The organism is Streptosporangium sp. NPDC051022 (assembly GCF_040683035.1).
Taxonomy (GTDB): Bacteria; Actinomycetota; Actinomycetes; order Streptosporangiales; family Streptosporangiaceae; genus Streptosporangium.
Map to the genome: position 1 here is coordinate 79,463 of NZ_JBFBCF010000022.1, position 24,222 is coordinate 103,684.

The following is a 24,222-nucleotide window of genomic DNA, read 5'->3' on the forward strand; positions in this document are numbered from 1 at the left end:
CCGTCTCTCCTCACTCGTAGGTGACCGCGAGCTCGCCCTCGGCCAGGGCGACCCGGATCACGGCACCCTCGTGCGCCTCCCCGGTGAGCAGCGCGCGCCCGATCCGGGTCTCCACCTCCCTGGAGATGAACCGGCGCAGCGGGCGGGCCCCGTACACCGGGTCGTAACCCCGCTCGGCGATGTACCGGCGCGCCTCCTCCGAGACCTCCAGGCGGATCCCCCGCTCGTCGAGCCTCGCCCGCAGGTCGCCGAACATCAGCTCGACGATGCGCTCGATCTCCGCCTCGGTGAGCGGCTTGAAGATCACGATGTCGTCGACGCGGTTGAGGAACTCGGGCCGGAAGTGCGAGCGCAGCTCCGCCAGGACCCGCTCCTGCGTGTCCTGCTTGATCTCCCCGCTCGAGGTGACGCCCTCCAGCAGGTAGACGGAGCCGATGTTGGAGGTCATGATCAGGACGGTGTTACGGAAGTCGACGGTCCGGCCCTGCCCGTCGGTGAGCCGCCCGTCGTCGAGGACCTGCAGCAGGATGTTGAACACGTCGGTGTGCGCCTTCTCGATCTCGTCGAAGAGCACCACCGAGTACGGCTTGCGCCGTACGGCCTCGGTGAGCTGGCCGCCCTCCTCGTAGCCCACGTAGCCGGGAGGGGCGCCGACGAGACGGCTGACGGTGTGGCGCTCCTGGTACTCGCTCATGTCGACGCGGATCATGTTGTCCTCGGTGTCGAACAGCGCCTCGGCCAGCGCCTTGGCCAGCTCGGTCTTGCCCACGCCGGTGGGCCCGAGGAAGATGAACGACCCGATCGGGCGGCGCGGGTCCTTGATGCCGGAGCGGGCCCTGATGATGGCGTCGGACACCGACTGCACGGCCTCGTCCTGGCCGATCACCCGCTCGTGCAGGACCTCGTCCAGGTGCAGGAGCTTCTCGCGCTCCCCCTCCTGCAGGCGGCTGACCGGGATGCCCGTCCACCGGGAGACGATCATCGCGATCTCGTCCTCGGTGACGACCTCGCGCAGCAGCCGCCCCACCCCCTGCTTGCTGCGCAGGCGTTCCTCCTCGGCCCCCAGCCGCCGCTCCAGCTCGGGCAGCCTGCCGTGCCGCAGTTCGGCGGCGCGGTTGAGGTCGTAGTCGCGCTCGGCCCGCTCAGCCTCGGCCCGCACGCGCTCTATCTCCTCGCGCAACCCCTGGACGTTGCGCAGCGCGCGCCGTTCGGCCTCCCACTGGGCGCGCATGGCGTCGGCCTCGGCGCGCAGGTCGGAGAGCTCCCTGCGCAGCTCCTCCAGCCGGGCCATGCTCGGCTGGTCCTCCTCCTTGGCCAGCGCGGCCTCCTCGATCTCCAGGCGCATCACCCTGCGGGTGAGCTCGTCGAGCTCGGCGGGCATCGAGTCGATCTCGGTCCTGAGCATCGCGCAGGCCTCGTCGACCAGGTCGATGGCCTTGTCGGGCAGGAACCGGTCGGAGATGTAGCGGTGGCTGAGCACCACGGCGGCCACCAGCGCGGCGTCCTGGATCGTCACCCCGTGGAAGACCTCGAGCCGCTCGCGCAGGCCGCGCAGGATCGAGACGGCGTCCTCGACCGAGGGCTCGTCGATCATGACGGGCTGGAAGCGGCGTTCCAGGGCGGCGTCCTTCTCGATGTGCTTGCGGTACTCCTCCAGGGTCGTCGCCCCGATCATGTGCAGCTCACCGCGGGCCAGCATGGGCTTGAGCATGTTGCCCGCGTCCATGGCGCCCTCGGCCGCGCCCGCGCCCACGACCGTGTGCAGCTCGTCGACGAAGAGCAGGATCCTGCCCTCGGCGGCCACGACCTCGGTGAGCACCGCCTTGAGACGTTCTTCGAACTCGCCCCGGTACTTCGCCCCGGCCACGAGCGCGCCCATGTCGAGACTGAAGATCATCTTGTCCTTGAGCCCCTCGGGCACGTCGCCGTTGCTGATCCGCTGGGCCAGGCCCTCCACGATGGCGGTCTTGCCGACTCCGGGGTCGCCGACCAGCACCGGGTTGTTCTTGGTCTTGCGCGACAGGATCTGCACGACGCGCCGGATGTCGGCGTCGCGCCCGATGACCGGGTCGAGCTTGCCGGACGCGGCGGCGGCGACCAGGTCCCGGCCGTACTTGGCCAGCGCCTCGTAGGCGACCTCGGGCATCGCCGAGGTGACCCGCTGGTTGCCGCGGATGGCGGTGAGCGCCTGCAGGAAGGCGTCCCTGCTCAGTCCCTGCTGGTGCAGCAGCCTTCCCGAGGAGGTCTCGCTCCCCTCCTCCAGCAGGGCGATCAGCAGGTGCTCGACCGAGACGTACTCGTCCTTGAGCCGGTCGGCCTCCCGTTTGGCCGTCTCCAGCAGCTGCGACAGGCGCCGGGTCACCCGGACCTGGCCGGGGTCGACACCGGGGCCGCTGACCCGGGGCCTGCGGCTCAGCTCGGCCTCCAGGTCGTCCTTGAGCCGCTCGGTGTCGACGGCGGCGCGCAGGAGCAGTCTCGGGATGAGGCCCTCCGGCTGGTCCAGCAGCGCCAGCAGCAGGTGTTCTCCGTCGATCTCGGTGTGCCCGAAGCGAAGGGCCTTGGTCTGCGCGTCGTGCAGCGCCTCCTGCGACTTCTGCGTCAGCTGGTTGACGTCCACTTCGGGCCTCCTGTGGTTCGGGAACGGTCACGCGCGGCGTTCTCCAGCTCGGCGATGCGGTCGAGCAGGTCGACCACGAGGCCGAGGGCGGCGTAGTTGAGCGCGAACCCGGCGCGCAGCCGCTGGAGCCTGGCCATGGCGGCCAGCTGGGACGCCGGGAACCACAGGCGCCCGGCCGCGTCGCGTTGCGCGTCGAGCACGCCCAGGGCGACCAGGCGCCGTACCAGTTCCGGGTGCGTCCCGGTGACCCTGGCGAACGACTCGATGTCCAGGCGCTCCGGCCTGGCGAGGGAATAGATCATCTCCGCCTCCCCCGTGCATGACGCCGGGCTCCGGCCGGCGGGCGGGTCATCGCCGTCCCTCCGGCTCGAACGACGAGACCGCGGCGAGCTGCTCGAACAGCCCCCGCTCCTCGTCGGTGAGATGGGACGGGACCATGATCCGTATTTCGGCGAACAGGTCTCCCGGCCGGCCCCGGGGATTGGGCATTCCCCGGCCGCGCAACCGCAGCCGCTGCCCGCTGGAGGTGCCCGCGGGCATCTTGACCTTGGCCTCGCCGCCCGGCGTGTCGACGGCGACGGTCGCGCCGAGCGCCCCCTCCCACGGGGTGATCGGAAGCCGGAGGTGGATGTCGCGGCCCTCGATCCGGTACCGGGGATGCGGCGCGATCCTGACGATCAGGTAGAGGTCTCCCGGGGGAGCTCCGTCGCTGCCCCTGCCGCCCTGTCCCGCCAGCCGGATCCGCTGGCCGTCGGTCACCCCCGCGGGGATCTCCACCTCGATCCTGCGGCCCCCCACGGTGATCGCCCGGCGGCCGCCCCGGTAGGCCTCCTCCAGGCTCAGCTCGATCTCGGCCTCCTGATCGGCACCGGGAATGGGCCCCCAGCCGGGACCGGCCCGGCCCGCCCGGCCTCCCCTGCCCGCGAAGAGTCCCTCCAGGAGGTCGTCGATGTCGACGCCCTCGAAGCCCGCCGGGCCCGCCTGACCGGTCCATCCGCCCGCTCCGCGCCCCGCTCCGGCCCGCCCGGCCCTGGCGCGCGCCCAGGTCTCCGGGTCCACGTCCTCGGGGACCTGGCGGAAGTCGGGGCCGAAGGCGTCGTAGCGGCGGCGGGTCTTGGGGTCGGACAGGACGCTGTAGGCCTCCGAGATGTCCTTGAAGCGGTCCTCGGCCACCGGGTCCTTGTTGACGTCGGGGTGGTTGGCCCGGGCGAGTTTGCGGTAGGCGCGCTGGATGTCCTCCTGACCGGCGTTCCTCGGCACGCCGAGGATCTCGTAGAAGTCCCGGTTCGGTGGCATCATTCCGCCTTGGAGACGACGACCAGCGCGGGCCGCAGTTGCTGTTCACCGTCCCCGTACGCGGGCTGTACCACGTGCAGGACGGTCCCGTCGGGCGTGCCCTCCTGGGTGAGCACGCCCACCGCCTCGTGCCTGGCGGGATCGAACTTCGCACCGGTGTCGTCGCGGCGCGGGAAGCCCAGCCGGGCGAGCACGTCGAGCGCCTGGTCGCGGATCGCCCGCATGCCCTCGACGATGGAGGCCGGATCGGTGTCGGCGTGGTCCAGGGCGCGTTCCAGGTTGTCGAGCACGGGCAGCCACTCGGCGGCCGCCCTCGCCCGTTCCTCGGCACGCACCCTCGCGGCGTCGCGGCTGACCCGTTTACGCAGGTTGTCGAGGTCGGCCAGGGCGCGCCGCCACCGGTCCTCCAGCTCGGCGACCCGCTCCTGCAACTCGGTGACCCGCTCCGGCGGCTCGGCCGCCCGGGACCCGGCGGCGCCGGTGCCGTCCTCGTGCGCGGCCGCCCCTCCGGCTCCGGCCTCACGGGCGTCGGCGTCGTGCCGCTCGGATGCCTCACTCATCGGTCGTGAACTCCGCGTCGATGACGTCGTCGTCCTGCCGTCCGCCGGCGCCGCCCGCGCCACCGGCACCGCCGCCGGGACCACCACCGGGACCGCCGGGGCCGCCGGCTCCCCCTGCTCCTGCTCCCCCTGCTCCCCCGGCTCCCGCGGCGGAGGCGCCGAGACTCTGGTAGACCTGCTGCAGCTCGCCGGTCAGGGAACGCAGCCGGTCGATCGGCGTCTCGTGCTGCTTGATCGCCTCGCGGGCGTCGGAGACGAGCATCTCGGTCCGCGCCTTCTCGTGGACGGGCACCGCGTCCCCCAGCTCGGACAGGCGCCGCTCCGCCTGGTAGGCGACGCTGTCGAGCTCGTTCCTGGCGTCGACGAGCTGGCGCAGCCGCAGGTCCTCGTCCCGGTGCTGCTCGGCGTCCCTGACCATCCGCTCGACCTCGCTCTTGTCGAGGGTCGAGCTCTCACTGATGGTGATGCGCTGCTCGGCGCCGGTGTCCTTGTCCTTGGCGGAGACGTTGAGGATCCCGTTGGCGTCGACGTCGAAGGTGACGTCGACCTGGGGCACACCGCGCGGCGCGGGCCTGATGTTCTCCAGGCGGAAGCGGCCGAGGGCTCGGTTGTCCGCGGCGCGCTCGCGCTCGCCCTGGAGCACCACGACGTCGACGGCGTTCTGGTTGTCCTCGGCGGTGCTGAACACCTCGCTGCGACGTGCCGGAATCGTCGTGTTGCGCTCGATGACCTTGGTCATGATGCCCCCGAGCGTCTCGATGCCGAGCGACAGCGGCGTCACGTCGAGCAGGACGACGTCCTTCAGCTCGCCCTTGATGACGGCGGCCTGTACCGCGGCGCCGAGTGCCACGACCTCGTCGGGGTTGACCGTCATGTTCGGGTCCTTGCCGCCGGTCATCCGGCGCACCAGGTTCTGTACGGCCGGCATCCGGGTCGACCCGCCGACCAGGATGACCTCGTCGATGTCGTCCGGGGTGAGCCTGGCGTCGGCCATGGCCTGCTCGACGGGTCCCTTGCACCGCTCCAGCAGGTCAGAGGTGATCTCCTCGAACGTCGCCCGGCGCAGCGTGGTGTTCAGGTGCTTGGGGCCGGAGGCGTCCGCCGTGATGAACGGCAGGTTGATCTGCGTCTGGGTCACCGAGGACAGCTCGACCTTGGCCTTCTCCGCGGCCTCGAACAGCCGTTGCAGGGCCTGGGGGTCGGTGCGCAGGTCGATGCCGTTGTCGCGCTGGAACTCGTCGGCGAGGTAGTCGACGATGCGGCGGTCGAAGTCGTCGCCGCCGAGGTGGGTGTCGCCCGCGGTCGCGCGCACCTCGACGACGCCGTCGCCGATGGTCAGGATGCTGACGTCGAACGTTCCGCCGCCCAGGTCGAAGACGACCACGGTCTCGTTCTCCTTGCGGTCGAGACCGTAGGCGAGGGCGGCCGCGGTCGGCTCGTTGATGATCCGCAGCACCTCCAGCCCGGCGATCTTTCCCGCGTCCTTGGTCGCCTGGCGCTGGGAGTCGTTGAAGTAGGCCGGCACGGTGATGACCGCCTCGGTGATCTTCTCCCCGAGGAACTTGGAGGCGTCGTCGACGAGTTTGCGCATGACCAGGGCCGCTATCTCCTCCGGCGCGTACTGCTTGCCGCGGACCTGGAAGCGGACGGCGTCGTCCGGGCCGGACACCACGTCGAACGACACGGCGTTCATCTCGCTGGTGACCTCGTCGTACCGGCGTCCGATGAAGCGTTTGGCCGAGTAGATCGTCCCCTTGGGATTGAGGATCGCCTGGCGCCTGGCCAGTTGTCCCACCAGACGCTCGCCGTCCTCGGTGAAGGCCACGACCGACGGTGTCGTGCGCGACCCTTCGGCATTGGGGATCACGGTGGGCTTGTCGCCCTCCATCGTGGCGATCACCGAGTTGGTGGTGCCCAGGTCGATCCCGACTGCTTTGGCCATGCTGATCTCCCCCTCGTGGCCCTGTTGTGCGCGCTGTACCGCCGACACTGGTCTTCGGGGCGCGCCGCCACATCCTCAGATCTGACAGTTCTGCCGCCGGAGGAAGCGCGTGTCCCGCGGCGGCCGACCGGCCGGGACGCCGCCTCCGGGGCCGCCCGGTCCGGGGAGCGCCGCCCCGGCTACGGCCCGGCCAGGTGCGGCTGCGCGATGCCGGTTTCGAGGAGCCTGCGCGCCTCGGCCGCCTGGGGCGTCGTGATCAGCAGCTCGTAACGCCTGGCGACGATCGAGCTGGAGGACAGGAAGTCCCGTTTGCCGCCGGTGAAGGCGTGGGCGATGAGCCCGAAGATCGCTCCGGCCACCAGGCCCCAGAGCAGGCTCCACAGCACCAGGCTCCAGGGGAAGCGGCCCGGGGTGAAGACGGCGAAGAACAGGCCGATCAGCAGACCCAGCCAGGCGCCGGTCCCCGCCCCCATTCCGGCGGCGCGCATGTAGGTCAGCCGTCCCATCACCTTCTCGACCATCCGCAGGTCCATTCCGACGATCATCGCGTGCTCGACGGGGAACCGCTGGTCCGAAAGGTAGTCGACGGCCCGCTGGGCCTCCGGGTAGCTGGTGTAGGTGGCCACCTGTTCGTAGCCGGTGAGAGTGTCGTCAAGTCCCATGGGACTTCCCCTTCACGGTGAGTTCGTTTCACCCAGCGTGATGAGGGTGCGGCATCCGCACATCCCCAGGTCTGGTAATCAGCCCGCGCCGACGGGCTCTCCCGGCTCGCCGGAACTCGGCCGCTCCCGCGTCTCCTCTTCCTCCTCCGCGGCCATCCTGGCCGCCCTGCGCTTGACGATCAGCGTGGTCGCGGCGCCGAACAGCAGCGCCACCACCAGCCCGACCCAGGAGAAGCCCCGCAGCCATCTCTCCGCGGCGATGCCCAGGTAGTACACCACCGCGGTCGTCCCGCCCGCCCAGGCGACGCCGCCGAGCACGTTGGCGATCAGGAACCTCCAGTACGGCATGTGCAGCGCGCCCGCCAGCGGGCCCGCCAGGATGCGCAGCAGCGCGATGAACCGCCCGAAGAACACCGTCCACATGCCGTAACGGTGGAAGTAGCGCTGGGCCCTGCCGATGTGCTCCGGGCCGAAGTGCTTGGGGAACCTGCGCCCGAGCCGGTCGAACATGGGCTTGCCGCCCCTGCGCCCGATGGCGTAGCCGATCGAGTCGCCGACGACGGCCCCGGCACTGGCGCAGATGCCGACCCAGAGCGGGTCGACCACGCCCTTGGCCGCCAGCAGCGCCGAGCTGACCAGGACGATCTCGCCGGGCAGCGGGATGCCGAGGCTCTCGATGCCGATCACCAGTCCGACCAGGACGCAGACCCACACGGAGGGGATCGCCTGGAGCCACTCGTCGACATGCATGCCCGTCACCCTATTGCGTCACCCGGACCGTCCAGGCCCGGCGCGAGGCCTTTCCCACCTCGGCGGATCCCGTGGGACCCCGCGGAGCGGGCCGCCGGGAACGGTCCCGAGTGCCGTCAGATGACCTCGCGGATCGCCGCGTGGGCAGCGTCGCGCATCATCGCGTGCAGCACCGCGTTCGGCTCCCGGTCGGTGCGGGCCTCGACGATCCGCACGCCCTCCCCGCGCAGCGCCTTCGGAAGCTGGTCGGGCTCGCTCACGAACGTGTACGGGGTGCCGGTGGCGGCGGCGACGTGGGCCAGGTCGACCCCGTGGGAGGTGCCGAAGATCCGCTCGAACGGGTCGCGCAGCGCGGCCTGGGGCAGCAGCGAGAAGATCCCGCCGCCGTCGTTGTTCACCACGACCAGGCAAAGGTCGGGCCGGGGCTCACGGGGGCCGAGGATGAGCCCGTTCTGGTCGTGCAGGAACGTCAGGTCGCCCATCAGCGCGTAGGTGGGGCCGTTGTGCGCCAGCGCCGCGCCCATCGCCGAGGAGACCACGCCGTCGATGCCGGCGGCGCCCCGGTTGGCCAGGACCCGCAGCCCCCGCCGGGGCCGCATCGCCTGGTCGAGATCGCGGATCGGCATGGAGGAGCCGGAGAACAGCAGCGACCCGTTGGGCAGCAGGTCGACCAGGTCGCGTGCCAGGCGCGGCTCGCTGAGCCCGGCCCCGTCCAGCACCTCGTCGATCGCCGCCCTGGCCGCGGCGTCCGCCCGCCGCCAGGAGCGCAGCCAGGCGTCGTCCCCGGCGGCGACCGGGATCTCGACGGCCTGCGCCACCTGGGTCGCCGAGCGGGTCGGGTCGGGCCAGCGGGTCAGGTCGGGGGCGACCACGACGTGCTCGTCGGCGTGCCTGAGCCAGTTCAGCAGCGGCCGGGACAGGCCTGGACGGCCCAGGGTGACCACGAGCTCGGGGCGGTGCCGGTCGGCGAACTCCGGGGTGCCGAGCAGGAAGTGGTAGGTCGACATCGCGTGGTCCCCGTAGCGGGCGCCGCCGTTGGGCTCCGACAGCACCGGCCACCCGGCCATTCCCGCGGCCGCGACGTATCTGCGCATGTTGGCCGCGCCGTCTCCGACGACGAGCACTCCCCTGCGGGTCGGCGGCAGGTGCAGCGCGACCGCCGGGGGCGCCACCCGGGCGCGGATCCACGGCCCGTTGGCGTCGCCGTCGAGGGGCTCGCACCAGGAGTCGTCGCCGTCGGGGACGAGCGGTTCGCGGAAGGCGAGGTTGAGGTGGACCGGGCCCGGGTCGGACGGGCCCAGCGAGCGCTGGTAGGCGCGGCAGGCCAGCGACCGCCAGTAGGCGACCTGGCCGGGCCGGTCCTCCGGCACGCCGACCTCGCTGAACCAGCGGACGGCCGTGCCGTACAGCTTGACCTGGTCGATGGTCTGGCTGGCGCCGGTGTCGCGCAGCTCGGGCGGCCGGTCCGCGGTGAGCAGCAGCAGCGGCACCCCGGACTCGTGGGCCTCGACGACCGCGGGGTGGAAGTTGGCCGCCGCGGTGCCCGAGGTGCACACCAGCGCGACCGGGCGCTCCCCTCGCCGGGCCAGGCCCAGGGCGAGGAAGGCGGCCGAGCGCTCGTCGATGCGCACGTGCAGACGGATACGGCTGTCGGCGTGCGCGGCGAGGGCGAGCGGGGCCGAGCGAGAGCCCGGTGCGAGCACCACGTCGTTAAGGCCGCAGCGCACGAGCTCGTCGACCAGCACGGTCGCGAGCGCGGTGGCGGGGTTCACCGCACTGCCTCCTCTGGTCGTCGCGTCCTGGCGGTCGGACGCCTCTGGTAGCGGACCGGTGCCGCCTCCACCGGCCCGGGACGGCGTGTTCCGAGACCGGCCCGGGTTCCGCTCATGACGCCCGGCCTGTTACGGCCTGCGCGGGAACTTGCCGAAGTCGGGGGCGCGCTTCTCCTTGAAGGCGTCGCGGCCCTCCTGCGCCTCCTCGCTCATGTAGTACAGGAGGGTGGCGTCACCGGCGAACTGCTGCATGCCGGCGGCGCCGTCGGTCACCGCGTTCAGCGCGCCCTTGAGCATGCGCAGCGCCAGCGGCGACTTCTCCATCAGCTCCCTGGCCCAGGCGACGGTCTCCTCCTCCAGCCGCTCGAGGGGGACCACCGTGTTGACCAGGCCCCAGTCGAGGGCGGTCTTGGCGTCGTACTGACGGCAGAGGTACCAGATCTCGCGGGCCCGCTTCAGGCCGACGGTCTCGGCCAGCAGCCAGGAGCCGTAGCCGCCGTCGAAGGAGCCGACCTTCGGGCCGGTCTGGCCGAAGACCGCGTTCTCCGCGGCGACGGACAGGTCGCAGCAGACGTGCAGCACGTGGCCGCCGCCGATGGCGTAACCGGCGATCATCGCGATGACCGGCTTGGGGCAGCGGCGGATCTGCACCTGCAGGTCCAGCACGTTCAGCCGGCCCACGTGCGGGGTCGACTTGTCGACGTAGCCGTCGTCACCGCGGATCTTCTGGTCACCGCCGGAGCAGAAGGCCCTGTCCCCGGCGCCGGTGAGGATGATCACACCGATCTCCGGGTCCTCCTGGGCGACGTTGAAGGCGTCCTTGAGCTCGAAGAGCGTCGTCGGGCGGAACGCGTTGTGCCGCTCGGGCCGGTTGATCGTGATCTTGGCGATGCCCTCGGCGATCTCGTAGACGATGTCCTCGTAGTCCCCCGACCGCTTCCAGTCGGCGGCGCGCGTCTGGACGCTCGCCGGCACGGCCTTCGCCTCGCCCACCACTCGCTCCTCAGTGCCCGGCTCGACTCGCTCCGTGCTCACGATCGCTGTGCCCCTTCCGCCGCGCCGGGGTGCTCCCGGCCGTTATCCGACTTCCCGGCACTAACCTTACGACTGTGATGACCGGTCCCGTGCACGCGGAGTCGCCTTCCGGGCCGCGAGAGCTGCACGCCGTCGTGCTGCCCGCGGGGCCCGAGCTGTTCCGGGCCGTCGCCGCGGCGCTCGACGGCGACGGCCCCGCGGTGCTGCCCCTGCCGCCCACGCTGCCCGCCCCGGCACTGCGGGCGACGCTCGACGCCCTGCGCCCCACCCACGTCAACGGGGTACGGCGGGAGCACGGCGTCGGGGTGCCCGCCGAGGTGGCCGTCGTCATCGCCACCAGCGGCACGACCGGCACCCCCAAGGGGGTCCAGCTGTCGGCCGCCGCCCTGCGCGCGTCCGCCTCGGCCTCGCTGCTCCGGCTGGACGCCCGTCCCGGCGAGCGCTGGCTGTGCTGCCTGCCTCCCTCCCACGTCTCCGGCCTGCAGGTGCTGGTCAGGTCGCTGCTGAGCGGGACCGAGCCGATCGTGCACGACGGCTTCTCCCCCGAGGCCGTGCTCGCCAGCGGCGCCCGGCACGTCTCGCTGGTGCCGACGCAGTTGCGCCGCCTGCTCCCCGCGGACCTGTCGGTCTTCAAGACGATCCTGCTGGGGGGCGCCGCCGCCTCCCCCGGCCTGCTCGCCGAGGCCAGGGCGGCCGGGGCCAGGGTGGTGACCACCTACGGGATGAGCGAGACCTGCGGAGGGTGCGTTTACGACGGCGCCCCCCTTTACGATGTAGATCTGAAAATCGGCGACGACGGGCGTATCCGCGTCGCGGGCCCCGTGCTGTTCTCCGGCTACCGGCTGCGCCCCGACCTGACCGGCGCGGCCCGCGACGGCGACTGGTTCCTGACCTCCGACCTCGGCACGCTGTCCGAGGGGCGGCTGCGCGTGCTGGGCCGTGCCGACGACGTCATCAACACCGGCGGCGAGAAGGTCGTGGCGGCCGCCGTGTCCGCCGCCGTGGCGGAGCATCCCGCGATCACCGACGCCGCCGTGGTCGGCCGCCCCGATCCCGAATGGGGCGAGCGGGTGGTCGCCGTCGTGGTCTCGTCCGCCCCCCCGAGCCTGGCCGACCTGCGTGCCTTCGTCAAAAAGCGGCTGCCCGCCTACGCGGCCCCCGCCGAACTGGTCGTCATGCCTGAAATTCCACTTTTGTCCAATGGCAAGCCGGACCTTGCGGCCCTCCGTTATGGTCTTCGGCGGGAACCGTAGAACATCCCGGCACGTCAAACAGACAGCCGAAGCAGGAAGGACGAACCGATGCACATCACCCGCAGGACGTGGGTCTCCGCCGGGCTCGTCAGCGCGATCCTCGCGGGCGGCATCTCCGTGACGGCCGCGGCCTCGGCGGGCAGGATCGACAGAGGCGTCGGCAGGGACGCGGAGACCGGCGAGGCCGGCGTGGGCTCCGGGACGGGTCCCGCGAGGACCCCCGAGGCGGACGGCCCGGGTGGCGCGGTGGAGGGCGCCGATCCCACGGCCCCGCCGCGGACGGACCCGTCCGACGTCCCGCCCGTCTTCCGGACGACGCCCCCGGACGACACGGTGGTCTCCAAGGAGGTCAATCCCGATCCGGGAGAGGTGACGACCTACTGGACCGAGCAGCGCATGCAGGAGGCCAAGCCGTTCCCCATGCCCGCCGTCGAGGGCCCGGTGGACGTCAACGAGTAACCCCTGCCCCGCACCGGTGAGGGGGTGGATCGCCTCCGAACGACCACCCATCTTATTTTCCCCGTCAAGTCGGGAACAGAAAGTTCTTGGCTGGGGTTATTGGTACTGGTGCGTTGAGCGGCCCCGGACCGCCCCACCCAACAATCTGTGAACAGACGACTCCGTGATGGAGGAGGTGTCCTCATGCCCCAAACCGCCGTGGCGACCTCATCGGAGGCCCCGACGACCCTCGAGCAGCTTCTTGACCGAGGGCGAGTCCAGGGTCACCTTTCACTCGCGGAGCTGCGTCATGCCTTCGCGGAGGCGGGGATCAGCCCCACCGAGGGCCGGTCGATCCTGCGGGATCTCACCGAGGCGGGAGTCATCCTGGCCGCCGAGGACGAGCCCGCGCTGGCCGCCGCCACCAAGAAGGCCGCGGCCAAGACGGGCGGCCGCAAGACCGCCGCCCGCAAGTCCAAGACCGCCCCGGCGAAGAAGGCCACGGACGGCACGAAGGCCGAGTCCGGGGGCCCCGCGGGGGATCCGGCCGATCTCGGCCCGGAGGCGGACGAGGCGGAGTGGAACGCCGCCGCCGACGAGGCGGAGCTGGAGGCCGAGCAGACCATGGACCTGGACGACCAGTCCTCGGTCATGGGCGACTCGGTCCACACCTACCTCAAGTCGATCGGCCGCCGCACCCTGCTCACCGCCGCCCAGGAGGTCGAGCTCGCCAAGCGGATCGAGGCCGGGCTGTACGCCGAGTCCAAGCTGGAGGCCGAGCCTGGCCTGTCCCCCGCCATGCGCGACGACCTGGAGTGGGTGGCCGCCGACGGCCGCCGCGCCAAGGACCACATGCTGGAGGCCAACCTCCGCCTGGTGGTCTCGGTCGCCAAGAAGTACACCGACCGCGGCATGGCACTGCTCGACGTGGTCCAGGAGGGCAACCTCGGCCTGATCCGCGCGGTGGAGAAGTTCGACTACACCAAGGGCTACAAGTTCTCCACCTACGCCATGTGGTGGATCCGCCAGGCCATCCAGCGCGGGTTCGCCGACTCGGCGCGCACCATCCGCCTGCCCGTCCACGTCCTGGAGATGCTCTCCAAGCTGTCGCGCGTCGAGCGTGACATGCACCAGCGTCTGGGCCGTGAGCCCACGCCGGAGGAGCTGGCGGTCGAGCTGGACAAGACCCCCGACCAGATCGAGGAGCTGCTGCGCACCAGCCGCCAGCCGATCAGCCTCAACGCCACCATCGGTGACGACGGCGAGACCACGATCGGCGACCTCATCGAGGACATCGACTCGCCCGAGGCCTCCGAGGTCGTGGACCGCCAGCTGCTCGGCGAGCAGCTGCGCGGGGTGCTGGGCAACCTCTCCCCCAGGGAGGCCAAGATCATGGCGCTTCGCTTCGGGCTCGTCGACGGCAAGCCCCACACCCTCGACGAGATCGGCAAGCACCTGGGCCTGACCCGCGAGCGCATCCGCCAGCTGGAGAAGGAGTCCCTGTCCAAGCTGCGTCACCCCAGCAACACGCGCCCGCTGCTCGACTGGGCCAGCTGACCTCGCGCCGGGCGCCGTCGCTACCTCCGTCCGCGGCGCCGCCCGGCCGTCTCCGTGCCGGCCGTCTCCGTGCCGGCCGTCTCCGTGCCGGACGTCTCCGTGCCGGGCGGATCAGCCGAGGGCGCGGGCCAGCACGATCCCGCCGACGATCAGCGTGAGCGCCGCGACACGGCCGGCGCTCAGCGGGTCGCCGTGCAGCGCCACACCGAGGGTGATGGCGCCGACGGCGCCGATCCCCGTGAAGACGGCGTAGGCGGTGCCGACCGGAAGGTCCTGCATGGCCTTCGACAGCAGCCACACCGCGACGGCCGCCAGGACGAAGCAGATCACCGTGGGGACGGGACGGGTGAACCCCTCGGTCGGTTTGATGCTCTGCGACCAGGCGATCTCCACCAGCCCGGCCAGGACGAGCAGAACCCAGCTCACCGTACGGCCGTCTTCCCGGCGAGCTCCCGCGCGGCGGCCGCGGAACGTTCGTGCTCGCCACGCAGGCCCGCCAGCGCCGGATCGACCAGCGCGTTGGTCAGTTCCGCGTGGACGAACGTGACGTCCTCGACGCCGAAGTGGCCGAGGAAGAAGTCGCGCAGGTAGCGCTCCTCGTGGTCGAAGGGTTCCCTGGGCGTTCCGGGGCCGTAGGCGCCGCCCCGCGCGCCCGCGACGACGAAGGCCCGGCCCGTGAGCCTCATCCGGGGAAAGGTCACCTGGTCGATCCAGGCCTTCAGCGCCGAGGGGACGGAGTAGTTGTACATCGGCGTTCCGATCAGCACGACGTCGGCTGACTCCAGCTCGCTCAGCAGTGGCTCCACGATCGCCCAGGCCTCCGCCTGGGCGGGCGTCCGCACCGCCTCCCGGTAGCGGCCGATGTCGGTGATGCCGTGGGCCAGGACGTGGTCGCACAGCTCGGTCCACGCCTGGCCGATGTGCGGGACCGGGTCCGCCGCCAGGTCCCGGTAGGTGTATCCGCCCCCGGGGTTGGCGGCGCGCCACGCCCGGGCGTAGATCCCCGACAGGTCACGGGAGAAGGATTCGCGACGGGCGCTGGCGTCCAGGTGCAGCAGGCGGCTCATGGTTCTCCGGTCCTCGATGCCGATAAAGTGGACGCTTTGTCCACTTGGTCAGCTTAACGATAAGCGGACATCCTGTCCACATGATTGCCCCGGGGACCGCCCCCCTCCCCCCTCCGGCTCGTCTCCGGCCCTTCAGTCCTCGGCCCGGTCACCCCGGCCCTTCACCTCCGGCGCTCCGGCTCTCGGCCCCTCTCACCACCCGGCCTCCCAAATCCAAATGCGCAATGATCGATCATTGAACGGCAAAAGCACCCCGGGTAGGGTGGACCGGTGTCCTCACTCGTGCGCGTCCCGCTCCGCGACCAGATCCGCCGGGTTCTCCTGGACGGGCTGGTCAGTGGGCGCTGGCAGCCCGGCGAGCGCATCGTCGAACGGCGGATCGCCGCCGAGCTGGAGGTCAGCCAGGCGCCGGTCCGCGAGGCGCTCAGGGAGCTGGAGACGCTCCGCCTGGTCGAGTCGACCCCCAACAAGGGGGCCAGGGTCCGGGCCTTCACCGAGTCGGACCTGCGAGAGATCCGCGAGGTCAGGGCGGGCCTGGAGGAGATCGCGGCCGCCCTGGCGCTGCCATCGGTCGACCCGGAGGCGCTGGAGCGCCATGTGACGCGCCTGCGCGAGGCGGCGCTGAACGGCGACACGGCCGGGCGGATCGAGCACGGCACGGCCTTTCACCGGGAGATCGTCCGCGCCTCCGGCAACGTCCTGCTGCGGGACGTGTGGGAGTCGCTCGGCGTCGAGGTGTGGACCCATCTGTCGATGCGCCTGTTCGACGCCGAGCTCCACGAGGACGCCGCCGCCCACGAACCGATCGCCGAGGCGTTCCGGCGGCGTGATCCGGCCGCCGGGCGGATGCTCCGCGACCACGTGCTCGGCCACGCGGATCCCCGGGGGCCGGACATCGCGGCGGGGTGACCGCTTGCGAACTCTGGAGAATGGTCCTTCGGACCTACCGCCCCGGGGCGCCGCCGGGGACGGTGACGTTCCGGCGGGTCAGCGGGTGACGCCGGTGACCGGGCGCGGGACGCGGGCGATGCCGGTCAGACGGTTCTCCTCGCGAAGAGTGCGCAGCCGGTCGACCTCCGCGGTCCACTCCGCGCCCTTGGGGGTCGCCTTGCCCTTGCGGCGGCGAATCCGGTCGTCGTAGGACTTGACGCCGAACGTCGCCCGCTGGCCGGCCTCGGCCGCGTACAGCGCGTCGGTCAGCGCCTTGTCGAAGGCCAGCCCGGCGGCCCTGAGGTCCCCGGGAGAGGCGGCGGCGGCCTGCCTGGCCCGCAGCTCGGCCTCCGCCGCGCGCGCCTTCTCCAGAAGCTCGGGGAAGCTCTTCCCGACCTCCTGGTCAGCGTGGTGACGAACCTCCGCCTCCCGGCTCACGCTCGGTCGGAAAAACGCCATCGTCTGCCCTCTCTCGCCCGTCGCCGGGCACATCCCGGCAGATCCCGGCTGTAGCCTACGCCGTCCGCCCCCGGATCACGCACTCAGGGAGCCGCGCGCACCCGGGACGCCTCCGCGGGGGACGGCGTCGGGCCGGTCACCCACGGCCGGGGAGCCACACGCGCCCGGACACCCCCGGCACCGGCCCTCGCCCTCCCCCACCCCGGAGATCGGGGCTCGCGCGCCGCGGCGGTACGGGCTCTCCCGGCGCGGCGCCCTTTACGCAGTAAGGTCACCGATGACAGGATCGGCCCCATGCCCGCCAAACGACCACCCGTCCCGCTCTCCAGGGAGCGCATCATCGAGGCCGCCCTGCACATCGCCGACAGCCAGGGGCTGCGGCGGCTGACGATGCGGCGGCTCGGCGACGCGCTCCAGGTGGAGGCGATGGCCATCTACCACCATCTGCCGCGCGGCAAGGAGGCCCTGATGGACGCCCTCGCCGAGCACGTCACCGCCGTCCACGTCGAGGCCGCCGGGAGCTGGCAGGACAGCGCGAGGGCCTGGTGCCGGGCGAGCCGGGCCTCGCTCAGGGAGCATCCGGGCGTGCTGGCGCTGGCGCTGACCAAGCCGCCGAAGGGCCGCACCGCGATCGCCCTCAGGGAGCAGATCGAGCAGCTCACCGACGCCGGGCTCCCCGACCCGGCCCAGGCGGTGCGGGCGCTGCGGGCCTACGTCTTCGGCGCGGTGGCGGTGGAGGTGCAGCAGTCCGGCTGGGCCGAGCCGTCCGGGGAGGACGACGAACCGTGGCTTCCACCGTCGAGGGGCGGCGGTTCCACGGCGGCCGACGCCGACTTCGAGCACGGCCTGAGCGCGCTCCTGGCGGGCCTGAACGCACGCTGAACGGCAAAGAAACCCGCGGCCGATCGTTTTTTACCCGCCAGACGGCGTGTTCCTCTTGGCCAGATGTCCCTTATGAGGCATCCTGTGCTTTAGGTCACACCCCCGAGGGCTCCGAAGGACCATTCTCCAGAGTTCGCAAACAGTCCTAACGGGCTATGTCGCGGGATGCGATCCAGATCGCACACTTGATCTGCCTGATGTGCGCGCCTCACCCCGTTCGAGGCCGCACAGCCATATGTCCACCAGATGCTCGTCCCCCGTCGAACGATGGGAGCGGAAATCCCATCGGTGACGCGGTAACCACCGGTTGCCCGATGTCTATCCGGCGAGCCGACAAGAGAGATCCGGAGGCACGCCGATGTGCCCGCACCAGCCGTCCTGTCCGTCCGCCGAGGCGCTGGACCGTGAAGCCGCCCGCACGATGGCGTCACACCCCGAGCAGGGATGGAGCCTGCTCTGCAACGGTGTGGTGCTGTTCGAGGACACCGGCGAGCTCCTGCCCGACGGTGCCGTCATCGAGCCGCACCGTCCGCTGGCCGGCGTCTCCTGACCGCCTGAGCGTCACTCCGGGAGCGGCCGCGTCCTCGCGCCGAGCCACTGTGCCACCGCCTCGCCCGCCCTCGCGGGATCCCTCTTGAGGTCGTGCCCTTCACCTGGCAGCACCACCAGGCGCGAGGCGTCCGCCGCCTCGGGAACACCGAACGGGTCACGCTCCCCGCTGACCACCAGCACGTCCACACCCGCCGCCCGCAACTCGCCCGCGCGAGACCTCTCCGGCCGGCCCGGCGGGTGCAGCGGGAAGGCCAGCGCGACGACCGCCTCGGCCCCCGTACGCGAAGCCGTACGGCAGGCGACACGGGCCCCGTTGCTCCGCCCTCCCTGCGTCAGCGGCAACTCCGGGTAGTGACGGCGGATCTCGCCCACCAGCTCAGTCCAGGCCTCGTCCTGTTTGACCGCCGAGCCGGGCGCCCTGGCGCCCCGCATCCGGAACGGCTGGAGCACCCGGGCGACCGTCCCGCCGATCGGCAGCACCGCGTCCCGCACGGCCAGCAGGTCGGGAGCGTCCACTCCCCCGGCCGATCCGTGGGTGAGCACCAATAGAAAGCGGGGATCGGCCACCTCGTCGATCTCCGCCCTGGCCGGGCCGTGGGCCGTTGTGATCTCCATGAGCCGCGCCGTACTTCGGATGGACACAGATCTAGTCCTAACGGCCGATGCCATGAGGCGGAGATGAGCGGACAATCACAACGTGCAGGAGCATCAAGATATCCGACAGGACATGCGCGCCACCATCGAGGCCCGGCGCGACCTCGGCCCGGACTACGAGGCCGCGCTCATCGAGTCGTTCGTGGAGCGCCTTGACGCGACCATCGCCGCCCGCGTGCGCGCCGAGATGGAGGGGAACGGCTTCCGTGCCCATCACCCCTACGCCCCGCCGCCGCCTCCACCGCGCAAGGGCGGCAACCCCGCCATCACGATCGCGCTGGGCTCGATGGGCATCGGCATTCCGCTGACCGCCATCGCGGCGGGCAACGCGGGTACCGCGGGACTGCTGCTGGCCTGGGGCGGCATCGTGGCGATCAACTTCGCCCACGCGATCGGCCGCTGGCGCAGCCGCGACTGAGCCGGGCCCGCCGCACGAGGGACCCCACGGATCCGGCGGGGCGGATCCATACGGGGTGAGGGGACGAACGCTCAGACGCCGCGGTTGAGCCGGAGCCTGACCTCCTCGGCGAGGTCCGGGTCCTCACTGTCCAGGCCGTAGCGCCACACCTGCTCGGCGTCCTCGTCACGGCCCCTGAGCGGGAGCGTGCGGGCCAGGAGTTCGATGGCCAGCGCGCCGGTCCCGGCGTCGCCGCCCTCCTCGACGGCCCGGGTGAGCTCGAGGCAGGCCAGTTCGAGGTGGGCGATGCCCAGCAGCACCCGCAGCCTCGCCACGTCCGTGACGTCCGGCACCGACAGAGCCTCCAGGAGCACTCCGGCCGCCTCGCCCGCCTCTCCCTCGTCGAGCAGGAGCTCGGCCAGCCACTGGGCCGCCTGGGAGGAGATCTCCGGCTCCGCGGTCGCCAGGGCGGCCCTGAGGGCCTCCTCGGTCTCGCCTCGGTCCTCGGCCAGCCGGGCCAGGCCCATGTGCGCCGACGGGGCGTAGGCGGGGTTGCCCGCCCCGAGGGCGGCCTGCCAGGCGGCCCTGGCCTGGTCGGTCAGCTCCTCCCGCTCGAAGCTCCTGGCGAGCAGGCAGGCGGCCTGGGCGGCGAACTCGGGATGCCCCGTCGCCAGCGCGGTGCGGGCGGCAGCCCTGGCGCCCGCCACGTCTCCGCGCTCCTGGAGCACCACCGCGAGGCCGACCGCCGCCTGGGCCCGGTTGGGGCCGGCCGCGTCCGCGGCGAGTTCCGCGAAGATCCTCGCGGCACCGTCAAGGTCACCGTCCTCGGCCAGCTTGCGCGCGGTGTCCAAGGGACGGGTGTCCACCTCTGGCATGCAGGGTCCTTCCGGATAAGGAATCGCCCCGAGCCTAACGACTCGGGGCCCTGTTCGTCTCCCGCCGTACGAAGTGGATCTTACGGTGTGAATCAGTCCTCGTAGGCCTCCAGCGGCGGGCAGGAGCACACGAGGTTGCGGTCGCCGTAGGCCTGGTCGATGCGGCGGACCGGCGACCAGTACTTGCCCTCGCGCACCGACGGCAGCGGGTAGGCCGCCTCGGTGCGGGCGTAGGCGTGCTTCCAGTCGTCGGCGACCAGGCAGGCGGCCGTGTGCGGGGCGTTGCGCAGCGGGTTGTCCGTCTTGTCGTACGCCCCCGAGGCGACCTTCGCGATCTCGCCCCTGATCGCGATCATCGCCTCGCAGAACCGGTCGAGCTCGGCCAGGTCCTCGCTCTCGGTCGGCTCGATCATCAGCGTGCCCGCGACGGGGAAGGACATGGTCGGCGCGTGGAAGCCGTAGTCGATCAGGCGCTTGGCCACGTCGTCCACGGTCACGCCGGTCTCCTTGGTGATCTGGCGCAGGTCGACGATGCACTCGTGGGCGACCAGGCCGCCCCGGCCGGTGTAGAGGACCGGGTAGTGCGGGGCGAGCCTGCGGGCCAGGTAGTTGGCCGACAGGATGGCCTGCTCGGTGGCCGCCTTGAGACCGTCCGCGCCCATCATCCGGATGTAGGCCCAGGAGATGGGCAGGATGCCCGCCGAGCCGTACGGCGCCGCCGAGACCGGCCCGACCGCCGAGCCGTCCCGCAGCGGATGGCCGGGCAGGTAGCCGGCGAGGTGCGCGCGGACCGCGACCGGGCCGACGCCGGGGCCGCCGCCGCCGTGCGGGATGCAGAAGGTCTTGTGCAGGTTCAGGTGGGACACGTCCGCCCCGAACTCGCCCAGCTTGGCCAGGCCGACCAGGGCGTTGAGGTTGGCGCCGTCGACGTAGACCTGGCCGCCCGCCTCGTGCACCCGCTCGCAGATCTGGATGATGGTCTCCTCGTAGACGCCGTGCGTCGACGGGTAGGTCACCATGATCGCGGCGAGCCGGTCGCGGTGCTTGTCTATCTTGGCCTCGAGGTCGTCGAGGTCGACGTTGCCGTTGTCGTCGCAGGCGACCACGGCGACGCGCATGCCCGCCATGACCGCGCTGGCGGCGTTGGTCCCGTGCGCCGAGGAGGGGATCAGGCAGACGTCGCGCTCGGAGTCGCCGTTGGCCTTGTGGTAGGCGCGGATCGCCAGCAGGCCGGCGAACTCGCCCTGGGAGCCCGCGTTCGGCTGGATCGAGACTGCGTCGTAGCCGGTGACCTCGGCCAGCCAGCCCTCGAGCTCCCCGATCAGCTCCGCGTAGCCCGCGGCCTGGTCCTCGGGGGCGTAGGGGTGCAGCCCGGCGAACTCCGGCCAGGTGATCGGCTCCATCTCGGTGGTCGCGTTGAGCTTCATGGTGCAGGAGCCCAGCGGGATCATCGACCGGTCGAGCGCGATGTCCTTGTCCTGGAGTCTGCGCAGGTAGCGCAGCAGGGCCGTCTCCGACCGGTGGCTGTGGAAGACCGGGTGGGTGAGGTAGTCGCCGGAGCGCGTCAGGGCGGCGGGCAGCGCGTCGTGCGCGGCGGCGTCCACGTCGGCCAGGACGGCGCCGCTGACCTCGAAGGCGGCCAGGACCTGCTCCAGGTGGATGAGCTCGGTCCGCTCGTCGCAGGTGATGCCCACGTGGTCGGCGTCGACCGGGCGCAGGTTGACCCCGATCTCCCTGGCCGCGGCGACGACCTGGGCCGCGCGGCCGGGCACCCGGGCGAGCACGGTGTCGAAGAAGTCGGCGTGGACGACCTCGACGCCGCCGTGGCGCAGGCCCTCAGCCAGGACGACGGCGTGCCGGTGGACGCGCCGGGCGATCCGCCGCAGGCCCTCGGGCCCGTGGTAGACGGCGTACATGCCCGCGATCACCGCGAGCAGCACCTGCGCGGTGCAGATGTTGCTGGTCGCCTTCTCCCTGCGGATGTGCTGCTCGCGGGTCTGCAGCGCGAGGCGGTAGGCCGGGCGCCCGTCGGCGTCCTGGGAGACGCCGACCAGGCGGCCGGGCATCTGCCGCTGCAGGCCGTCGCGGACCGCCATGTAGGCGGCGTGCGGGCCGCCGAAGCCCAGCGGGACGCCGAAGCGCTGCGAGGAGCCGATCGCGATGTCGGCGCCGAGCTCGCCGGGGGCGGCCAGCAGGGTGAGGGCCAGCAGGTCGGCGGCGGCGACCACCTGGGCGCCGCGCGCGTGGGCGGCGTCGGCGACGGCGCGGAAGTCCCCGAGCCGGCCGCTCGCGCCCGGGTACTGCACCAGCACACCGAAACACTCGGGCAACTCGGCGGTGAAGTCGCTCTCGACCAGCTCGATGCCGAGCGGCTCGGCCCTGGTCCTCAGCACGGCCTTGGTCTGCGGCAGCGCGTCGGCGTCGACCACGAACACGTTCGAGGCCGTACGGCCGGCGCGGCGGGCCAGGGTCATGGCCTCGGCGGCGGCGGTCGCCTCGTCGAGCAGGGAGGCGCCCGCGACGGCGAGCCCGGTCAGGTCGGAGACGACCGTCTGGAAGTTGATCAGGGCCTCGAGGCGCCCCTGGGAGATCTCCGGCTGATAGGGGGTGTAGGCGGTGTACCAGCCCGGGTTCTCCAGGAGGTTGCGGCGGATGACGGCCGGGGTGATCGTGTCGTGGTATCCCAGGCCGATCATGGAGGTGAGCACGGTGTTGCGCCCCGCCAGGGCGCGCAGTTCGGCGATGGCCTCGGTCTCGCTCGCGGCCGGCGGCAGCTTCAGCCGGTCCTTGGCCCGGATCGCCTCCGGCACGGCCACCGCGATCAGGTCTGCGGTCGAGGCGAATCCGACCGCCTCGAGCATGCGGGTCTGGTCGGTGTCGGCGGGCCCGATGTGACGGGCGACGAACGGCAGAGGGGTCAGCTCGCTGAGCGGTGACAGATCGGTCATGGAAAGCCTCCCGAGGCGGTGGAGACCGGCGCTGGGCGCGGGCGTATGCCGGATCTCCCCCTCTGTCATCTCAACCTGAGAGTTTCACCTCCCTCGGGCGGGAGGCTTTCCCCGTCGGTGAGACACGCCTGGCGGACGCGCCTGCTTTCCAGAGTCGCCTCGTCCATGCGGTACCGGGTGCCTGAGAGATTCCGGGGAGGTTGCTCCTTCGGCGCCCCGATCGCGTCGGGGTCTCTCCCGCGCGGAGTCAGCAGCGCCCCCAACCTTACCCCGTGCGGCGAGCCCGGCGACGACGGGCCAACTCATCCGCCTGGTGATCGCCTAAAGGGTTCTGGCCCGACTCCGCGCGCTCTCCGGGAAGGTCCGCCAGGGAGCCCTCCACCTCCTGCCAGACCCGGCCGAGCGCGATGCCGAAGACACCCTGACCGCCCTGGAGCAGGTCGATGACCTCGTCGGGCGAGGTGCACTCGTAGACGCTCGCCCCGTCGCTCATGAGCGTGATCTGGGCGAGGTCGTTGACGCCGCGGTCACGCAGGTGCTGGACGGCGATGCGGATCTGCTGGAGGGAGACGCCCGTGTCGAGCAGCCGCTTGACGACCTTGAGGACCAGGATGTCGCGGAAGCCGTACAACCGCTGGGAACCGGAGCCGTGGGCGGCCCTCACGGTCGGCTCGACCAGACCGGTGCGCGCCCAGTAGTCCAGCTGCCGATAGGTGATGTCGGCCGCGGCGCAGGCGGTCGGGCCGCGGTATCCGATGTCGGCGGGCGGTTTCACCGGCTGCCCGTCGAACAGCAGACCTGCCTCACCAGCACGCTGGCGTGCCTCCCCGCGCCGTTCCGGGTCATCCTGGTCGGCGTTTCTACCCTCGCCGCTGCTGACCGCCACGCGGACCTCCGGCTTTCTCTCATCCCGCGGCCTGATCTGGGGGTTTGCGCACGGCCACGGGTTTCACTTGCACCGTAGGACTGGGACCAAGATCAGTCAACGACCCTACCCGGCGCGTCGTGAAGCGTAAATGCACCGAAATTCCTACCCCGCGCGGCCGAAGTCCTCGGGCGTGATCGTGTCAAGGAACTCCCTGAACTTCTCCACCTCGTCCTCCTGGTCGTCGGGAATGATCACCCCCGCTTCCCGGACCACGTCCTCGCTGGCGAAGATGCGGGCACCCGTTCGAAGCGCCAGGGCTATGGAATCCGAAGGACGGGCGCTCACCTCGACCCCGTTGGAGAACACGAGATCGGCGAAAAATATCCCGTCACGGAGTGCGACGATGTTCACCGTGCTCAGCCGGACACCGAGCGCGTCGAGCACGTCGCGGAAGAGGTCATGGGTGAGTGGCCGGGGCGGCGGCTCTTCGGCCTGAGCCATGGCGATCGCCGTCGCCTCTGTCATGCCGATCCAGATCGGCAGGTAACGCTCCCCATGCGCCTCCTTCAGCAGGACAATAGGCTGGTTTGAGGGCATCTCAACCCGAACGCCCACGACCTCCATCTGCAACACGGGCTGCTCCGTCTTCGCTGGATTACGACCGGTTTGTTCAACGTAACACTCGTGGGGGGACGAGTGCCTGGTCAG

The 24,222-nt window shown here is 71.6% G+C and carries 24 protein-coding genes and 1 riboswitch; of the genes, 7 read left to right on the forward strand and 17 right to left on the reverse strand.

Translation table 11 applies throughout. The features are described 5' to 3' along the window. Window positions 1–10: 10 nt before the first annotated feature. The 9 genes from clpB to menB all read right to left on the reverse strand — a co-directional run bounded on the left by clpB (window position 11) and on the right by menB (window position 10,574). Complete coding sequence (clpB, locus tag AB0N02_RS30450; protein ID WP_363953413.1) at window positions 11–2,617, reverse strand: ATP-dependent chaperone ClpB; 2,607 nt, start codon at window positions 2,615–2,617, stop codon at window positions 11–13. Further along, complete coding sequence (locus AB0N02_RS30455) at window positions 2,599–2,919, reverse strand: chaperone modulator CbpM (protein ID WP_363953415.1); 321 nt, start codon at window positions 2,917–2,919, stop codon at window positions 2,599–2,601. Before AB0N02_RS30455 ends, clpB begins: the two co-directional genes overlap by 19 nt. Before the next feature lie 46 nt (window positions 2,920–2,965). Next, window positions 2,966–3,913 (reverse strand): J domain-containing protein, encoded by a 948-nt coding sequence (locus AB0N02_RS30460; RefSeq protein WP_363953417.1) that lies wholly within the window; start codon window positions 3,911–3,913, stop codon window positions 2,966–2,968. After that, on the reverse strand, window positions 3,913–4,473 hold the full coding sequence (locus AB0N02_RS30465) for a nucleotide exchange factor GrpE (protein WP_363953419.1): 561 nt from the start codon (window positions 4,471–4,473) through the stop codon (window positions 3,913–3,915). The genes AB0N02_RS30460 and AB0N02_RS30465 overlap by 1 nt, the downstream gene beginning before the upstream one ends. Then, entirely contained in the window at window positions 4,466–6,415 is a 1,950-nt protein-coding gene (gene dnaK, locus AB0N02_RS30470; protein ID WP_363953421.1) for a molecular chaperone DnaK, read from the reverse strand. The genes AB0N02_RS30465 and dnaK overlap by 8 nt, the downstream gene beginning before the upstream one ends. Window positions 6,416–6,594: 179 nt before the next feature. Next, on the reverse strand, window positions 6,595–7,077 hold the full coding sequence (locus tag AB0N02_RS30475; protein WP_363953423.1) for a general stress protein: 483 nt from the start codon (window positions 7,075–7,077) through the stop codon (window positions 6,595–6,597). A 78-nt stretch (window positions 7,078–7,155) separates the two neighbouring features. Then, window positions 7,156–7,827 (reverse strand): DedA family protein, encoded by a 672-nt coding sequence (locus AB0N02_RS30480; RefSeq protein WP_363953425.1) that lies wholly within the window; start codon window positions 7,825–7,827, stop codon window positions 7,156–7,158. A 116-nt stretch (window positions 7,828–7,943) separates the two neighbouring features. Continuing rightward, window positions 7,944–9,599 (reverse strand): 2-succinyl-5-enolpyruvyl-6-hydroxy-3-cyclohexene-1-carboxylic-acid synthase, encoded by a 1,656-nt coding sequence (gene menD, locus AB0N02_RS30485; RefSeq protein WP_363953427.1) that lies wholly within the window; start codon window positions 9,597–9,599, stop codon window positions 7,944–7,946. A 129-nt stretch (window positions 9,600–9,728) separates the two neighbouring features. Next, window positions 9,729–10,574, reverse strand: coding sequence for a 1,4-dihydroxy-2-naphthoyl-CoA synthase (gene menB, locus AB0N02_RS30490; RefSeq protein ID WP_363953580.1), 846 nt, complete (start codon window positions 10,572–10,574; stop codon window positions 9,729–9,731). A 137-nt stretch (window positions 10,575–10,711) separates the two neighbouring features. Between menB and AB0N02_RS30495 the strand changes: the two genes are divergently transcribed. From AB0N02_RS30495 to AB0N02_RS30505, 3 genes are all read left to right on the forward strand, one after another. Next, window positions 10,712–11,887: an AMP-binding protein gene (locus AB0N02_RS30495; protein WP_363953582.1), complete on the forward strand. Its 1,176-nt coding sequence runs from the start codon at window positions 10,712–10,714 to the stop codon at window positions 11,885–11,887. Window positions 11,888–11,935: 48 nt separating this feature from the next. Further along, window positions 11,936–12,346 (forward strand): hypothetical protein, encoded by a 411-nt coding sequence (locus AB0N02_RS30500; protein WP_363953429.1) that lies wholly within the window; start codon window positions 11,936–11,938, stop codon window positions 12,344–12,346. 183 nt (window positions 12,347–12,529) lie between these two features. Next, on the forward strand, window positions 12,530–13,882 hold the full coding sequence (locus AB0N02_RS30505; RefSeq protein WP_363953431.1) for an RNA polymerase sigma factor: 1,353 nt from the start codon (window positions 12,530–12,532) through the stop codon (window positions 13,880–13,882). 111 nt (window positions 13,883–13,993) lie between these two features. Here the strand turns inward: AB0N02_RS30505 and AB0N02_RS30510 are convergent, their stop codons facing one another. Then, entirely contained in the window at window positions 13,994–14,308 is a 315-nt protein-coding gene (locus AB0N02_RS30510; RefSeq protein ID WP_363953433.1) for a multidrug efflux SMR transporter, read from the reverse strand. Further along, window positions 14,305–14,949, reverse strand: a complete 645-nt coding sequence (locus tag AB0N02_RS30515) for an NAD(P)H-dependent oxidoreductase (protein ID WP_363953435.1) — start codon at window positions 14,947–14,949, stop codon at window positions 14,305–14,307. The genes AB0N02_RS30510 and AB0N02_RS30515 overlap by 4 nt, the downstream gene beginning before the upstream one ends. A gap of 270 nt (window positions 14,950–15,219) precedes the next feature. Here AB0N02_RS30515 and AB0N02_RS30520 point away from each other — a divergent pair, with 270 nt between their 5' ends. Further along, window positions 15,220–15,858: a GntR family transcriptional regulator gene (locus AB0N02_RS30520; protein WP_363953437.1), complete on the forward strand. Its 639-nt coding sequence runs from the start codon at window positions 15,220–15,222 to the stop codon at window positions 15,856–15,858. Window positions 15,859–15,936: 78 nt separating this feature from the next. On the opposite strand, the gene AB0N02_RS30525 is transcribed toward AB0N02_RS30520, so the two are convergent. Then, the gene (locus tag AB0N02_RS30525) at window positions 15,937–16,338 is read right to left on the reverse strand and encodes a hypothetical protein (protein ID WP_363953439.1); all 402 of its coding nucleotides are present in this window, start codon (window positions 16,336–16,338) and stop codon (window positions 15,937–15,939) included. 294 nt (window positions 16,339–16,632) lie between these two features. Here AB0N02_RS30525 and AB0N02_RS30530 point away from each other — a divergent pair, with 294 nt between their 5' ends. After that, the gene (locus AB0N02_RS30530) at window positions 16,633–17,220 is read left to right on the forward strand and encodes a TetR/AcrR family transcriptional regulator C-terminal domain-containing protein (RefSeq protein ID WP_363953441.1); all 588 of its coding nucleotides are present in this window, start codon (window positions 16,633–16,635) and stop codon (window positions 17,218–17,220) included. A gap of 358 nt (window positions 17,221–17,578) precedes the next feature. After that, window positions 17,579–17,770: a DUF5999 family protein gene (locus tag AB0N02_RS30535; protein WP_363953443.1), complete on the forward strand. Its 192-nt coding sequence runs from the start codon at window positions 17,579–17,581 to the stop codon at window positions 17,768–17,770. Between the two features lie 11 nt (window positions 17,771–17,781). Here AB0N02_RS30535 and AB0N02_RS30540 read toward each other — a convergent pair whose 3' ends face one another. After that, window positions 17,782–18,387 (reverse strand): alpha/beta family hydrolase, encoded by a 606-nt coding sequence (locus AB0N02_RS30540; RefSeq protein WP_363953445.1) that lies wholly within the window; start codon window positions 18,385–18,387, stop codon window positions 17,782–17,784. A 112-nt stretch (window positions 18,388–18,499) separates the two neighbouring features. Here AB0N02_RS30540 and AB0N02_RS30545 point away from each other — a divergent pair, with 112 nt between their 5' ends. Then, window positions 18,500–18,844, forward strand: a complete 345-nt coding sequence (locus AB0N02_RS30545) for a hypothetical protein (protein ID WP_363953447.1) — start codon at window positions 18,500–18,502, stop codon at window positions 18,842–18,844. A 71-nt stretch (window positions 18,845–18,915) separates the two neighbouring features. On the opposite strand, the gene AB0N02_RS30550 is transcribed toward AB0N02_RS30545, so the two are convergent. The 4 genes from AB0N02_RS30550 to AB0N02_RS30565 all read right to left on the reverse strand — a co-directional run bounded on the left by AB0N02_RS30550 (window position 18,916) and on the right by AB0N02_RS30565 (window position 24,147). Beyond that, window positions 18,916–19,698: a hypothetical protein gene (locus AB0N02_RS30550; RefSeq protein WP_363953449.1), complete on the reverse strand. Its 783-nt coding sequence runs from the start codon at window positions 19,696–19,698 to the stop codon at window positions 18,916–18,918. Between the two features lie 92 nt (window positions 19,699–19,790). Then, the gene (gcvP, locus tag AB0N02_RS30555) at window positions 19,791–22,646 is read right to left on the reverse strand and encodes an aminomethyl-transferring glycine dehydrogenase (RefSeq protein WP_363953451.1); all 2,856 of its coding nucleotides are present in this window, start codon (window positions 22,644–22,646) and stop codon (window positions 19,791–19,793) included. A gap of 158 nt (window positions 22,647–22,804) precedes the next feature. Next, window positions 22,805–22,896, reverse strand: a riboswitch (glycine riboswitch). A gap of 15 nt (window positions 22,897–22,911) precedes the next feature. Next, window positions 22,912–23,442 carry a MerR family transcriptional regulator gene (locus AB0N02_RS30560; protein WP_363953584.1) on the reverse strand — a complete coding sequence of 177 codons (531 nt, stop codon included), beginning with the start codon at window positions 23,440–23,442 and terminating at the stop codon, window positions 22,912–22,914. A 234-nt stretch (window positions 23,443–23,676) separates the two neighbouring features. Then, window positions 23,677–24,147: a bifunctional nuclease family protein gene (locus AB0N02_RS30565; RefSeq protein ID WP_086012361.1), complete on the reverse strand. Its 471-nt coding sequence runs from the start codon at window positions 24,145–24,147 to the stop codon at window positions 23,677–23,679. Window positions 24,148–24,222: the final 75 nt, after the last annotated feature.

Bases quoted from the DNA above. Each gene is read 5' to 3' on its own strand.
- AB0N02_RS30465 (WP_363953419.1), bottom strand. From the start codon at position 4,473: ATGAGTGAGGCATCCGAGCGGCACGACGCCGACGCCCGTGAGGCCGGA.
- AB0N02_RS30545 (WP_363953447.1), top strand. From the start codon at position 18,500: ATGCGCGCCACCATCGAGGCCCGGCGCGACCTCGGCCCGGACTACGAG.
- AB0N02_RS30515 (WP_363953435.1), bottom strand. From the start codon at position 14,949: ATGAGCCGCCTGCTGCACCTGGACGCCAGCGCCCGTCGCGAATCCTTC.
- AB0N02_RS30525 (WP_363953439.1), bottom strand. From the start codon at position 16,338: ATGGCGTTTTTCCGACCGAGCGTGAGCCGGGAGGCGGAGGTTCGTCAC.
- AB0N02_RS30480 (WP_363953425.1), bottom strand. From the start codon at position 7,827: ATGCATGTCGACGAGTGGCTCCAGGCGATCCCCTCCGTGTGGGTCTGC.
- AB0N02_RS30455 (WP_363953415.1), bottom strand. From the start codon at position 2,919: ATGATCTATTCCCTCGCCAGGCCGGAGCGCCTGGACATCGAGTCGTTC.
- AB0N02_RS30495 (WP_363953582.1), top strand. From the start codon at position 10,712: ATGACCGGTCCCGTGCACGCGGAGTCGCCTTCCGGGCCGCGAGAGCTG.
- AB0N02_RS30530 (WP_363953441.1), top strand. From the start codon at position 16,633: ATGCCCGCCAAACGACCACCCGTCCCGCTCTCCAGGGAGCGCATCATC.
- AB0N02_RS30460 (WP_363953417.1), bottom strand. From the start codon at position 3,913: ATGCCACCGAACCGGGACTTCTACGAGATCCTCGGCGTGCCGAGGAAC.
- AB0N02_RS30550 (WP_363953449.1), bottom strand. From the start codon at position 19,698: ATGCCAGAGGTGGACACCCGTCCCTTGGACACCGCGCGCAAGCTGGCC.
- gcvP (WP_363953451.1), bottom strand. From the start codon at position 22,646: ATGACCGATCTGTCACCGCTCAGCGAGCTGACCCCTCTGCCGTTCGTC.
- AB0N02_RS30475 (WP_363953423.1), bottom strand. From the start codon at position 7,077: ATGGGACTTGACGACACTCTCACCGGCTACGAACAGGTGGCCACCTAC.
- AB0N02_RS30535 (WP_363953443.1), top strand. From the start codon at position 17,579: ATGTGCCCGCACCAGCCGTCCTGTCCGTCCGCCGAGGCGCTGGACCGT.
- AB0N02_RS30500 (WP_363953429.1), top strand. From the start codon at position 11,936: ATGCACATCACCCGCAGGACGTGGGTCTCCGCCGGGCTCGTCAGCGCG.
- AB0N02_RS30540 (WP_363953445.1), bottom strand. From the start codon at position 18,387: ATGGAGATCACAACGGCCCACGGCCCGGCCAGGGCGGAGATCGACGAG.
- dnaK (WP_363953421.1), bottom strand. From the start codon at position 6,415: ATGGCCAAAGCAGTCGGGATCGACCTGGGCACCACCAACTCGGTGATC.
- AB0N02_RS30505 (WP_363953431.1), top strand. From the start codon at position 12,530: ATGCCCCAAACCGCCGTGGCGACCTCATCGGAGGCCCCGACGACCCTC.